We start from the raw sequence: 12,084 nt of genomic DNA, 5'->3' as shown, positions 1-12,084 counted from the left end.
TTATAGTTCACTCAACAAAATAGCCCCCTAATTTTTAGGACTAAAAAAATAAATCTATATTTGACCCAACGAAAAAAAACAAAAAAATTAATTTATATTATTATGGCTAAAATTAAGTTAGAGTACATTTGGTTAGATGGATATGAACCAACTCAAAATCTTAGAAGTAAAACTAAAGTTGAAGAGCACGAAAACTTCAAAGGAACATTAGAAGAACTTGGAAACTGGTCATTTGATGGTTCGTCAACTAAACAAGCTGAAGGTGGTTCTTCTGACTGTCTTTTAGTACCTGTTGCAATTTATCCAGATCCAACTCGTATCAACGGATGGTTGGTAATGTCAGAAGTTATGTATGCTGACGGAACTCCACACCCTTCTAACGGTAGAGCTACAATTGATGATGATAATGACGATTTTTGGTTTGGTTTCGAACAAGAGTATTTCATCATGGATACTAAAACTCAACTTCCACTTGGTTTCCCAGTTGGAGGATACCCTGCTCCACAAGGGATGTACTACTGTTCAGTAGGTGGAAAAAACACACACGGAAGAAAATTAGTTGAAGAGCATGCTGATTTATGTATCGCTGCTGGTATCAACTTCGAAGGAATCAATCAAGAGGTTGCTTGTGGACAATGGGAATTCCAATTATTCGCTAAAGGTGCTAAAAAAGCTGGAGACGAAATCTGGGTTGCTCGTTACCTATTAGATCGTTTGACTGAGAAATATGGTTACTATATCGAATATCACCCAAAACCTCTAGGAGATACAGACTGGAATGGTTCTGGAATGCACGCTAACTTCTCTAACGAAGTATTAAGAACGTGTGGAGACCAAGCAACTTACGAAAGAATTTGCGAGGCTTTCCGTCCTGTAACTGCTGAGCACATTGCTGTTTACGGAGCTTACAACGACCAACGTTTAACTGGTAAGCACGAAACTGCTTCTATCCACGATTTCTCTTATGGAGTTTCTGACAGAGGATGTTCTATCAGAATTCCTTTGATGACAGTTCAAAAAGGATGGAAAGGATGGTTGGAAGACAGAAGACCAGCTTCAAACGGAGACCCATACAAAATTGCTGCTAGAATTATCAAAACTGTTAAATCAGCGCTATAATTCAAAGCTTACATTATATTCTAAAAGTGCCACATTTATTTGTTGGCACTTTTTTTTGTTCATGAAAGCCTATAACTTTATAACACTTAACATTTTACAAATAACAAATATTACTTAATTTTAGTACTAAATTTAATTTTTAAGTTAAACTTCAAAACTTATCTTTGTAAATCATTTAAACAAAATCATTATGATAGTCTGGTCCCTTTTCTTACTTGCTGTAATTTTTATTCTTGCTTTAGACTTAGGAGTCTTCAACAAAACACCGCATATTATCAGCACTAAAGAAGCCAGTAAATGGACCCTGATTTGGGTTACTTTATCTTTTTTATTTTCGGGAGTAATCTATTGGCTTTATACAACAGATTATATTGATAATCCTGACAAACTAAAACCTGCAGTTGCTGCGATGAAGTTTATAACAGGTTATTTAATTGAACTTTCGTTAAGTGTAGATAACATATTTGTTATTGCCATCATTTTTGCTTCATTTAAAATTCCTCAAAAATATCAACACCGCGTTTTATTCTGGGGAATCCTTGGAGCCATTGTTTTCCGTGGTTTAATGATTTTCTTTGGAGTAATGTTAATTAGCAAATTTACCTGGACTACTTACGTATTCGGATTGTTCTTGCTTTTTACAGCGGCAAAAATGCTTTTTTCTGGAGAAGATGAAGATTTTCACCCGAAAGACTCTTTTGTATACAAAACATTAGGAAAAGTAATCCCGATTACTTCAGAAATGGATGGCGAAAAATTCTTTATCTCAACCAATACTGCAAAGAAAGCCGCAACACCATTATTTGTAGCTTTAATTGTAATCGAAGTTATGGATGTATTGTTTGCAGTAGATAGCGTTCCTGCCATCTTAGCCATTACAAAAGATCCTTTTTTAGTATTCAGTTCTAATATATTCGCTATTTTAGGATTACGTTCTATGTATTTTTTCCTAGCAAATATGCTGGCAAAATTCAGTTATTTGGAATACAGCTTGGTAGCGATTTTAGCTTTCGTAGGATTAAAAATGCTACTTCACGATTATATCGAAGTTCCAGAATGGGCTTCTTTAGGATTTATCGCTTTATCTCTTTTAGTTGGAGTTTTGGTTTCTTTGAAGTTTGGAGAAGAAAAAGTGTTGACGGATTCTGACAAAGAATAATCACTAAAAAATACAGATAAAAGAAGAGGAAATCGTAAAGATTTCCTTTTTTTATTTAAACAATCTTAAATATAGTAAATAAAAACCTACATTTTTAACATTTAAAAAGCAAGATTATTCTTTATTTTAAATATATTTATCTCATTATAAACCTTTAAACAAAATATATTATGAAAAAGATCTGTTTTTATTTATTAGCCCCTTTCCTTTTTACAGGATGCGACAGCAAAGATGAAATACCATCAAAAAATCAAACCCTCAATAATCCGACTCAAACTTATATTATAAATGGAGACATTGTATATGAAGCCGAAATTACTGATGGGTCAAAGCCCAAAGAGCCTATATTTATATATGATATTCCTGAAAAAACAGTTAATAATAAATCAACCAATAAGTCATCGGATGGAACTTTCATTTTTGACTTTTCATACGGAATAGCCCCCAATACCAATAGCGGTTGCACGGTTGATATTTATTCAAATTCATCTGGAACGTATTATCCAAATCGTGGCGTATACGGCTACAATCCCTATCCTTATAACGAGGCCACAAATGAACATCTAATTAGAGGCTATGGCAAACCACATCATAACTATTATTACAATTGCTTAATACTACAAGCAAGCAATAAAGAATTAAAAAGAACCGACGAAAAAGGCACAACACGAAGTATAGATGATTTAAAAGCTTCTGCAATGTCAATAGAATACCCATTCAGTAAGAACAAAACCTATGAAATAACAATTAGAACCACATTTTATGACAATCGATATTTGACAGAAAAAACACACAGTAGTGCTTTTCCTATATTGCATATACAATTAAAAGATGACGGCATCATAACTTTGCCAAACTTGAGAGAAACAAGGGAAGATGCTTGCGAAGGAACATCGTTAAACGATATAGGTAGATACAGCGGGATTGGACTTTACAGTAACGATAACTATACAAGAACATATTCACCAAACACAATTGCAGCAACAACAAAAGATATATCTTTCTACTTTTCACCGATGGATAACAAAAATGCTCTACTAATATCTCTACATCCTGCGGGTCGTGGAGCAAACACCGGTGTAATTCCAAAAAACAATTACACTATGGTTTTACCACTTATAAAAATAACAGAAAAACCATTTGACCCAAGTATTAATTTTGAAATTAAAACTAACGAAGGCGGTGGTGGTCGTCGATAATTTTTAGTTATAAAAAAAGGAAATCGAAAGATTTCCTTTTTTTTATATCTTTATCAAAAATATTAAAGTTTTATTTTTTGCACTTGACTTTCAGTTAAATTAGCTGCTTTCATCACCTCTAGGTAATTACTTTTATTAACAGATTTAGCAAAATCAGCAGGAACTACAACAATTCTAAAAATCTGATTAAATCTAAAAGCATTAAGTTCGGGATCAGTAAGATTATTACCATTTAAATAAATATCTACAAAAGAATCACTGAATGTAAAATCATAAGAAAAGTTTCTAGTGCCATCATCAAAGTAATGAGTTTCAGGCAAAAACTCCCAAACATCTCTACCACTATCTACACCTGCATATCGATACACTAAGACCACATCTGAATCAAAAATTCGTTGTGGAAAAACAAAACTAACTCTAAAATTTTTAAGCGGATCAGAACTTGGATTAAAGTTATAATAATTAGGAGCTACATTTTCATAAACTGTTGCTATCGTATCATAATCAACATTATCATTATTATCACTCGAACAACTCGAAAACGCCATCATTCCAACAACAGCGAATAGTGTAAGTATCTTTTTCATAATTATTTTTTTTTAAGGATTATACTATAAAGGTATTCCAAAAATTAAACCAAAAAAAGTGATTTGGCTTATTTTGCAATAAAAATGCCTTTATTTTTTTGCAGTAAGCTGATTCTTAGTTAGTATTTTACTAAAAAATAGTGCGTGATAGGGCAATGAATTTTCCCAATAATCCCAAGTGTGAGCACCTGGACGCTCGGTATAATCGTGATCTACCTTATTATATACTAATCTTCTATGTAATTCTCGATTCGGTTCAATTAAAAAATCATCTACACCACAATCAATAACCAAAGGGAGTTTATTCGATTTGATTTTATCAGCCATTCTTAGAACAGAATTCTGTTCGTACAATTCTGTATTACCGCTTTTATCTCCAAAAACAGGCTGCATTAATTTGACAATTTGAGCAGAAGAATCTCTATTGAGCATTGTACTCATATCTACAGCACCACTCATACTTCCTGCAGCACAGAACAAATCAGGATGTCTGGCCGATAAATACAAAGCCCCATGTCCGCCCATTGAAAGCCCTGTAATTACTCTTCCGTTTCTATTTGCAATTGTCTTATATGTCTTGTCTACTTTTTGAATGACTTCTTGTGTAATAAAAGTCTCAAACTGACTTTCTTTATTTACCGGACTATCCAAATAAAAACTAAATGTTTCTCCTTCCGGCATTACGATAATCATATTGTATTGATCTGCAAGATTGTGTACCAGTTTTTTGTTCGGCGTATTTTTAAGCCAATCGCTAAAATGCCCGTACGCACCATGTAACAAATACATTACCGGAAAAGTCGTTTTGCTTTTAGCATAAGAATTTGGTAAAACTACCGCTGCTTTGTAGGTTTTTCCCATAGCGGCACTCGCAACTTGCAAAGTATCTACTTTTGCTGCGTATGTCATGGTGGTAAGACAAAGCAAAAATGCAGATAACAACATTTTGATTTTTTTCATTGTATTCTTTTTTTCTGATTAGGGATTGTAAATATAACTTTTTTCAGAATAGAACATATGAAAAATCTCACCCGTTATTGATGCCACGAATTACACAAATTTTCACTAATTAATTTTACTTAAAAGCAAAATAAAAACAATCACTAAATAAAAAAATCCGACCAGTTTTAAACTGATCGGATTAGATATCCTTTTTACAAATTATAAAATTTAATTCGTGCCAATTCGTGAAATTCGTGGCAAAACAAAAAACTAGCTAATTATAATCTTATGTTCGTGACGGTATTGCGAAGCGCTTTTACCTGTATATTGTTTGAACGATTTACTAAAGTGACTGAAATTATTAAAACCACTTTCGTAACAAACCTCGTTAATACTCATTGGCTGTTCTGCCAAAAGTTTTGAAGCGTGCACCAAACGGTATTCATTTACAAATTCTGTAAATGTTTTATTAGAAATCTTTTTAAAATAACGACAGAACGAAGGCGTTGTCATACTTACCAGACTCGAAACCTCGTCTATCGAAATAGATTCCTGAAAATGATCCTTCACAAAATTAAAAACAACATTAATACGATCGTTATCTTGAGTTTGCAATTCTAATGAGAATCCATCCGCATTTAAGATGGTATAATCCTCAGCCGATTCCAATTCGTCCAAAACACTCAAAAGCGTCATCAGACGTTGAAACGGAGGTTCGTTCTCCATCATTTCAATTCTATTTCCCAAACGTTTCTTTGTTTCACCACCAAAAGCAATTCCGCCTTTGGCCTGATTCAGAATATTTTGGATTTTCCTCATTTCTGGAGCGGCTAAAAAATCGCTTCCCAAAAATTCAGGTTTTATATGAACAACCGTTTCTGTTGTATTTCCTGTTTGTTCATTTGTAAAACCGCAATGCGGCAAATTAGCTCCTATTAAAAGTAAACTACCATTGGTATAATAAGAAACATGGCTTCCTATTTGTCTCTTCCCCGCCCCACCATTTATATAAACCAACTCAATTTCAGGATGATAATGCCATAAATGAGCTTTACTATTGGTCTTCTCGGCGTGTTTGGCGTAAGTAAAAGAACTTCCGTATGAGTTAGTTATCACTTCAAGAGCTGGGGCTATTGTCTTCATGATAATTCCTTTAAAAAATAATAGCAAAATTAACAAAAAAGCCTAAAAAAAATCAAATTTTAACCTATAACGGTTTCGCAAATGAGAATTTTGCATAAAAAACCAATATTTTCCATTGCTGATTTTACATCAAAATGCACTTTTTTTTAGGGTCTCGTTTTTTTCTTCGGATTTTTTTTTGAGAAATCATATTTTAAGACCTGATTTTATACCAATATAGTATTTTTTGTAGGAAAGAAGGAAATTTTAGGAAGAATCAAATTTTGAATAAACTTTGAAAAATAACAACCAAATTAACAGAAACATAACATTAAACGCAAATTTTAACCTATAACGGTTTCGTAAATGAGAATATAGCATATAAATTGGAAAATACAGTTGTTAAAATAACACACATGCTGCTATAACTTTGCCTCAGAGAAATGAACTAAAAAAATTAATACTACAGAATATGAAAAAGATAATGAAATTAAGTTTAGTAGTTGCAGTACTTCTAACAGGAATGAGTACTTATGCAATTGATGGTAATGAGGCATTAAATCTTCATGTATTAAAAGGAAATGGCAAGGTTATTGCTTTTGGAATTAATCAACTTCAAAAAGCTACTATCAGCATCTATGATACTAATGGTACTTTATTATATACTGAAAACGCTTCTGGTAAAGAAGGAATTTTAAGAACTTTCAGTTTAGAAGAATTTCCACAAGGAAAATATTTCTTAGAAGTTGCTGATAATTACAAAAAAGTAAAATACGATATCACAGTAGATTCTAAAAACTCAGTTTTGTCTTCAAAAGGAGTTTCTTCAGTTTACTAAGAAAATATTAAAGTTAAGTGTTACTTCACGGCACTTAAAAATTTTATACTCTAATACAGTATAAAAAGTGAGGTTAGATAGTTAGTAAGTTAAAAACTTTCAAAAGTTTTAAAAACAGCTCTTTGTGGTTACTGAGCTGTTTTTTTTTGCTCTATACTTTTTTTTAAGATTCTGAGATTCTAAGACACTAAGATTCTAAGTTTTTTTAGGCATCAGAGACTTAATAAATTAAAGACATCGGTTTTTTAAAGACTTATTCTTGTAAAACAAAATTTGAAGCACACTACAATTACCCCACTTTATGTAATTCTGCAAAAGAAAAAACTTAGAATCTTAGGATCTCAGAATCTTAGTAACTTTCAATTAAACTATTCCTACAATTTTTAAAGAAATCTTTACTTCATTGTAAATTAAAAACTAACAAAAACGTTGAAAAATAATAGGCGTTTTAGCAAAAACGATAAAAATAATTCAAATTTTAACCTATAACGGTTTCGTAAATGAGAATATAGCATCGAAATAGGAAAAAATAGAATATAAATTATTCTGACAACTGAAGTAATTTAGCATCAGAGAATTAGAACTATTAATTTAAAAATCAAGTCCCATGAAAAAGATTGCAAAAATGAGTTTAGTAGTAGCGTTGCTTTTCACAGGAATTAGCACTTACGCAATTGATGGAACGTCGGAGTTTAATCTTCACGTGTTGAAAGCTAATGGTAAATTGATCACGTTCGGTCTTAACCAAACACAAAAAGCCAACTTAGCAATATATGATAATGAAGGAACTTTGATTTACTCTGAAACTGCTTCTGGCAAAGATGGTATTTTAAGAACATTCAGTTTAGAAGAATTTCCAGAAGGAACTTACTTCTTAGAAGTTGAAGACAATACAAAAAAAGCAAAATATGAAATTAAAGTAACTGACGAAGCAACTGTTTTATCTAAAAACGCAATTTCTTCAGTTTACAAACCAGGTTTTGCTAAAAATACAAGTGTGGCAACACGCTAAAAAAGTTTTATACTCTCATACAGTATAAAAAGTGAGGTTAGATAGTTAGTAAAGTTTAAAAACTTTTAAAGTTTTAAAAACAGCTCTTTGTGGTTATAGAGCTGTTTTTTTTTGCGTTTAATTTAACCGCAATTTTTAACGCAAAGAACGCAAGGTTTTTTTTCTTACTTCACATATATAAACACAAAGTTCGCAAAGCTTTATCCATAAGCTTTGCGAACTTTTTTATAGAATATACTTAAAAGAAACTTGGCGTGCTTTGCGTAAATCTTTGCGCACTTTGCGGTTAAATCCACACCCTATTTTGTAAAGAAATCCTTAACCCATCGCAAACTTAAAACCAATCAAAACTTTAAAAAATAATCATTGAATTAACGAAAACGATACAAATAATTTACATTTTAACCTATAACGGTTTCGTAAATGAGAATATAGCATAGAAATAAGAAAATACAGTTGCGCATTTCCACGTATTACATAAGTAATTTAGCATCAGAGAATTAGAACTAATAATTTAAAAAACAAGTCCCATGAAAAAGATTGCAAAAATGAGTTTAGTAGTAGCGTTGCTTTTCACAGGAATTAGCACTTACGCAATTGATGGAACGTCGGAGTTTAACCTTCACGTATTGAAAACTAATGGAAAATTGATCACTTTCGCTCTTAACAAAGTACAGAAAGCCAACTTAGCAATTTATGACAAAGACGGAACTCTTATTTATTCTGAAAATGCAACAGGCAAAGACGGAATTTTAAGAACTTTCAGTCTAGAAGAATTTCCAGAAGGAACTTATTTCTTAGAAGTAGAAGACAACGTAAAAAGAGCAAAATACGAGATTACAATAAAAGAGAATGCTTTACTTTCTAAAAACGCAATTTCTTCGGTTTACAAATCTGGTTTTGCAAAAAATTCGAATGTCGCTGCTCGTTAATTTTATACTTCTATAATAGTGTAAAAATGAGGTTAGAAAAAATTAAAAATTTGAAATTTTATTGTTGAAGAAACAGCTCTTTGTTGGTTACGGAGCTGTTTTTTTCTTTTATATTAAATGTATATTTTACACAAAATAGTGTTTCTGAAAATATATTCTTATTAATTCAATCGGTTGTTTTTTAGGCGGTAAAAAAAATCGAAAAAATTTTCAAAAACAAAAAACCGTGAGTCCTTTAAATCCGTACATAGTTCAAACAAAGCACAGAAATAATTCCAATTCAACAAGTTAAGCATTTAAAAATGCTGATTTTTTGCTAAAAATTAAATTTGTATTTGTAGTTTTACGCGTTCCACATTTAGTAATTAACAATTAAAAAAAAACATGACAAAATTTACCAAAGCTGGTTTAGTTGCTGCCTTTTTTTTAGCGACTGTGTTTACCTATGCCATTGAAGGAAAAGGTGACTATATATTAAACATTAAGACAGGAAACGGAAAAGTAGTTAGCTTTACTTTAGACACTGTTCAAAATTCATCTTTCTCAATCTTTGACGAGAATCACAACTTACTTTATGCAGGAGACGCTGCAGCAGACAATTTAGAGGTTTCTAAAACAATTAGTTTAGAAGATTTTCCTGCAGGAACTTACGTTCTTGAAGTGAAAGCAAACGACAAAGTTGCGAAACACGAAATTAAAGTTGTTGCTAAAAAAGTTAAGACTGTAAAATTGGATAAATCTGTTAATCAGAGTCCATCTTTCCGTCGTTAATTTTTTTCTAAGAATTACGAAAAAGCAGCCCGTACCAGGAGCTGCTTTTTTATTTTATATCATTTCGTAAAACGGAACCTATTTTTACCAGTTTCCAAAAAACCTCAACTTCTGGCGAAAGGATTATTTTTTGAGTCGTTGCAAATTTTGAAGAATACTTAAACGCATAAATATAATCCAACAAATCTAGTAATCTGAAACTTTGTTTGTATTCCGGTCTTACCTCATCATTATTGGCAAAACAAACATTAAATTCTAATTCTTCTTTTATAAAAATTAGATTAAGCATTTTTTCTATTTTAGAAAGAAGTGCTGAGTTTAGGTTTTGATTTTGAAAAAGATCTTCAAACTGGAATTCTAAACCTTCGATTTTAGCAACGTTATTTTCCAAATCAGTATTTTGATCTAAAACTAGATTTTTTGAATTGCTGATTTGTTCTATATATTGTTGGATTGTCATGATTCTTTAATAAGGACATAAAGTTACATTAATTATACCCAATCTTGTCATCAAGGATCTTCGCAAAAAAATCGACAAACTATGCGTTGAATGGATTAAAATCCATCCCTACAATATGATTCGTTCCTTCGGAACTTTTTATAACAATCCGTTGAGAAATAACCGCAATATTGTCATTTCGACCGAAGGGAGAAATCACACTCGGGAATCGACAATGTAAATCGTCAATCTTTGTAGAAATACTCATGTGATTTCTCCCTTCGGTCGAAATGACAAACTGGAGAGGATAAACTTTGTGTCCACGGGGATGGGATGCTCCCACTAGCGGTGAAAGAATTAAACTATTTTTTTAATCATTTGAGCTATACAATTGCTGTGTGTGAGCATCAAATTCTTCTGGAGAGAATGCTACCCCATAAGCTTTTGAATTTGATAAAACTCTTAAAGTTTCTCTCGCAATAAGATCTTGACTTTTCTGTAAATTTCCAAATAATTGAGGATTATAATAGCGATCAATTTCTGTCTGTTTTAAATCTTTATAGCCAAGATTATTCGCCATTTCAGATAATAAGTCTAAATGAAAAGAGTTTTGGCTATCAAAATGAGCTGATCTTGGATGAAGAGCATCAAAAAATTGTCTCCATGCCAACCGAACTTTTGGACTATCTTGAAATACAACATCAATCTGATTAAGACTATCCACCCATTCTTTACTAATAGGATTAGCTTTTCTTGTAGCCATTAACTTTAAGAATAAACTCATTTTTGCATCTTTTTTAGATTTTCTGTCTTGGAAATAAGCTCCAAGTATCCAAATTATAAATGGAATTAATGTGATTGAAATCAACTCTCCATAATTTTTTAAAAACTCTCCAATCATCTCAAAAAAAATTTAAGTAATGCTCCAATATATTAAAGCATTTTGTCAAAACTAATTAGAAAACATAATTATATCTGTAAGCTTTTTATCATTATTAATAAATTTCCATTCCTCCCAGCTTTTACAAGCCACCCTTTTTGAGAATTATTCACAAGTAGAACAGTTGAGCTACTAAGAAAATTTATTTTTTTTCTTTGGGTTTTATTATTGGTTTTAATGTACTCGAAGGTGTTTGAATGGTTCTTCCATCTGTAATTTTATCACCTATACTAACTTTTGTAACAGATTGCATTGAATCATTTAAAGTTTTGCTTATTTTCTTACTCATAACTTATTTTTTAGGCGGTGTATTTGAGGGTCTAAATGCTGGCGGAGTTATTGTTCTTCCTTTTTCTTCTGTAGCCGGTTTTGGTGAAGGAATAGTTTTCTGTTTATCACTCATATTATATATATTAATTGTTGCAAAAGTTACTAATAAAAAAACACCAATTATTAATGACCAAATAGAGATCATATTTAAAACATTGATTACTTTATTTCTTTTTTCAATTTTCTTAAAAATTTTTTTAAATTTTTTTTCATCAATATCTTTAATAGTAGCATCAGAATCCAAGATTGATTTGTAATGTGAATAAAGATTAGAAAGCAAAGTAAAAACCATCAGATACATTCCAATTATAATTAATGATTTACATATTGCCTCTTCTAGAGAAACAATTTTTTCTAAGAAAGTTACAGAAAGAACAATTCCTCCTGAAGCCAAAAGGTTAATATATTTTTCAAAATCATCTTGACTTTTGCTTTTATTTTCAATAACAGAATTTCTATAATCAATCCATCCTTGATCAACTTCTTGAATAATATTTTCGTCTGCCATAAATTAAATACATTTAAGCTTACAGTTAAAGCAATCTTGAAGCTCCTTAATTGTGTTATCTAATATTGCTTGGAATCTAATTTGTAATAATTTGAAAAATAATATTACCATAAAATTCTTAATATTCTAATTTGATTTTTAAACTCTTTTAATGTTTTATTCAGAAAATTAATATTTTTATATTTA

Annotated in this window: 14 protein-coding genes; 7 read left to right on the top strand and 7 right to left on the bottom strand. The window is 31.2% G+C overall.

Features of this window, described 5'->3' with window-relative positions; genetic code table 11:
* Positions 1-102: 102 nt before the first annotated feature.
* The 3 genes from K6T82_RS07155 to K6T82_RS07145 all read left to right on the top strand — a co-directional run bounded on the left by K6T82_RS07155 (position 103) and on the right by K6T82_RS07145 (position 3,477).
* The gene (locus K6T82_RS07155; RefSeq protein ID WP_012024410.1) at positions 103-1,119 is read left to right on the top strand and encodes a glutamine synthetase beta-grasp domain-containing protein; all 1,017 of its coding nucleotides are present in this window, start codon (positions 103-105) and stop codon (positions 1,117-1,119) included.
* A 190-nt stretch (positions 1,120-1,309) separates the two neighbouring features.
* Positions 1,310-2,278 (top strand): TerC family protein, encoded by a 969-nt coding sequence (locus K6T82_RS07150; protein ID WP_223705250.1) that lies wholly within the window; start codon positions 1,310-1,312, stop codon positions 2,276-2,278.
* Positions 2,279-2,448: 170 nt separating this feature from the next.
* Complete coding sequence (locus tag K6T82_RS07145) at positions 2,449-3,477, top strand: hypothetical protein (protein WP_223705249.1); 1,029 nt, start codon at positions 2,449-2,451, stop codon at positions 3,475-3,477.
* Positions 3,478-3,539: 62 nt separating this feature from the next.
* On the opposite strand, the gene K6T82_RS07140 is transcribed toward K6T82_RS07145, so the two are convergent.
* The 3 genes from K6T82_RS07140 to K6T82_RS07130 all read right to left on the bottom strand — a co-directional run bounded on the left by K6T82_RS07140 (position 3,540) and on the right by K6T82_RS07130 (position 6,149).
* The gene (locus K6T82_RS07140; protein WP_223705248.1) at positions 3,540-4,064 is read right to left on the bottom strand and encodes a hypothetical protein; all 525 of its coding nucleotides are present in this window, start codon (positions 4,062-4,064) and stop codon (positions 3,540-3,542) included.
* Positions 4,065-4,154: 90 nt separating this feature from the next.
* Positions 4,155-5,024: an alpha/beta hydrolase gene (locus tag K6T82_RS07135; RefSeq protein WP_223705247.1), complete on the bottom strand. Its 870-nt coding sequence runs from the start codon at positions 5,022-5,024 to the stop codon at positions 4,155-4,157.
* Between the two features lie 252 nt (positions 5,025-5,276).
* A complete protein-coding gene (locus K6T82_RS07130) occupies positions 5,277-6,149 on the bottom strand; it encodes an AraC family transcriptional regulator (RefSeq protein ID WP_223705246.1) in 873 nt (290 codons plus the stop codon).
* A gap of 451 nt (positions 6,150-6,600) precedes the next feature.
* Here K6T82_RS07130 and K6T82_RS07125 point away from each other — a divergent pair, with 451 nt between their 5' ends.
* From K6T82_RS07125 to K6T82_RS07110, 4 genes are all read left to right on the top strand, one after another.
* Entirely contained in the window at positions 6,601-6,966 is a 366-nt protein-coding gene (locus tag K6T82_RS07125) for a T9SS type A sorting domain-containing protein (protein ID WP_223705245.1), read from the top strand.
* A 607-nt stretch (positions 6,967-7,573) separates the two neighbouring features.
* Positions 7,574-7,978: a T9SS type A sorting domain-containing protein gene (locus K6T82_RS07120; protein WP_223705244.1), complete on the top strand. Its 405-nt coding sequence runs from the start codon at positions 7,574-7,576 to the stop codon at positions 7,976-7,978.
* Between the two features lie 530 nt (positions 7,979-8,508).
* A complete protein-coding gene (locus tag K6T82_RS07115) occupies positions 8,509-8,910 on the top strand; it encodes a T9SS type A sorting domain-containing protein (RefSeq protein ID WP_223705243.1) in 402 nt (133 codons plus the stop codon).
* 384 nt (positions 8,911-9,294) lie between these two features.
* On the top strand, positions 9,295-9,681 hold the full coding sequence (locus K6T82_RS07110; protein WP_223705242.1) for a secretion protein: 387 nt from the start codon (positions 9,295-9,297) through the stop codon (positions 9,679-9,681).
* 49 nt (positions 9,682-9,730) lie between these two features.
* On the opposite strand, the gene K6T82_RS07105 is transcribed toward K6T82_RS07110, so the two are convergent.
* The 4 genes from K6T82_RS07105 to K6T82_RS07090 form a co-directional block, all read right to left on the bottom strand.
* Entirely contained in the window at positions 9,731-10,141 is a 411-nt protein-coding gene (locus tag K6T82_RS07105; protein WP_223705241.1) for a hypothetical protein, read from the bottom strand.
* 349 nt (positions 10,142-10,490) lie between these two features.
* Entirely contained in the window at positions 10,491-11,021 is a 531-nt protein-coding gene (locus tag K6T82_RS07100) for a DUF6680 family protein (RefSeq protein WP_223705240.1), read from the bottom strand.
* A 181-nt stretch (positions 11,022-11,202) separates the two neighbouring features.
* A complete protein-coding gene (locus tag K6T82_RS07095; protein WP_223705239.1) occupies positions 11,203-11,349 on the bottom strand; it encodes a hypothetical protein in 147 nt (48 codons plus the stop codon).
* Positions 11,350-11,352: 3 nt separating this feature from the next.
* Positions 11,353-11,898 carry a hypothetical protein gene (locus K6T82_RS07090; protein WP_223705238.1) on the bottom strand — a complete coding sequence of 182 codons (546 nt, stop codon included), beginning with the start codon at positions 11,896-11,898 and terminating at the stop codon, positions 11,353-11,355.
* Between the last annotated feature and the right edge of the window lie 186 nt (positions 11,899-12,084).

The sequence above is a fragment of the Flavobacterium potami genome (assembly GCF_020026915.1).
In the GTDB taxonomy this organism is placed as follows: Bacteria; Bacteroidota; Bacteroidia; order Flavobacteriales; family Flavobacteriaceae; genus Flavobacterium; species Flavobacterium potami.
The sequence above is the reverse complement of the archived record's forward strand: the minus strand, read 5'-3'. Positions and strand labels throughout refer to the sequence as shown.

What these genes read in the sequence shown, in the direction of transcription:
- K6T82_RS07130 (WP_223705246.1), bottom strand. Translation starts at nt 6,149, where the DNA reads ATGAAGACAATAGCCCCAGCTCTTGAAGTGATAACTAACTCATACGGA.
- K6T82_RS07110 (WP_223705242.1), top strand. Translation starts at nt 9,295, where the DNA reads ATGACAAAATTTACCAAAGCTGGTTTAGTTGCTGCCTTTTTTTTAGCG.
- K6T82_RS07100 (WP_223705240.1), bottom strand. Translation starts at nt 11,021, where the DNA reads ATGATTGGAGAGTTTTTAAAAAATTATGGAGAGTTGATTTCAATCACA.
- K6T82_RS07090 (WP_223705238.1), bottom strand. Translation starts at nt 11,898, where the DNA reads ATGGCAGACGAAAATATTATTCAAGAAGTTGATCAAGGATGGATTGAT.
- K6T82_RS07145 (WP_223705249.1), top strand. Translation starts at nt 2,449, where the DNA reads ATGAAAAAGATCTGTTTTTATTTATTAGCCCCTTTCCTTTTTACAGGA.
- K6T82_RS07135 (WP_223705247.1), bottom strand. Translation starts at nt 5,024, where the DNA reads ATGAAAAAAATCAAAATGTTGTTATCTGCATTTTTGCTTTGTCTTACC.
- K6T82_RS07095 (WP_223705239.1), bottom strand. Translation starts at nt 11,349, where the DNA reads ATGAGTAAGAAAATAAGCAAAACTTTAAATGATTCAATGCAATCTGTT.
- K6T82_RS07150 (WP_223705250.1), top strand. Translation starts at nt 1,310, where the DNA reads ATGATAGTCTGGTCCCTTTTCTTACTTGCTGTAATTTTTATTCTTGCT.
- K6T82_RS07120 (WP_223705244.1), top strand. Translation starts at nt 7,574, where the DNA reads ATGAAAAAGATTGCAAAAATGAGTTTAGTAGTAGCGTTGCTTTTCACA.
- K6T82_RS07125 (WP_223705245.1), top strand. Translation starts at nt 6,601, where the DNA reads ATGAAAAAGATAATGAAATTAAGTTTAGTAGTTGCAGTACTTCTAACA.
- K6T82_RS07115 (WP_223705243.1), top strand. Translation starts at nt 8,509, where the DNA reads ATGAAAAAGATTGCAAAAATGAGTTTAGTAGTAGCGTTGCTTTTCACA.
- K6T82_RS07155 (WP_012024410.1), top strand. Translation starts at nt 103, where the DNA reads ATGGCTAAAATTAAGTTAGAGTACATTTGGTTAGATGGATATGAACCA.
- K6T82_RS07105 (WP_223705241.1), bottom strand. Translation starts at nt 10,141, where the DNA reads ATGACAATCCAACAATATATAGAACAAATCAGCAATTCAAAAAATCTA.
- K6T82_RS07140 (WP_223705248.1), bottom strand. Translation starts at nt 4,064, where the DNA reads ATGAAAAAGATACTTACACTATTCGCTGTTGTTGGAATGATGGCGTTT.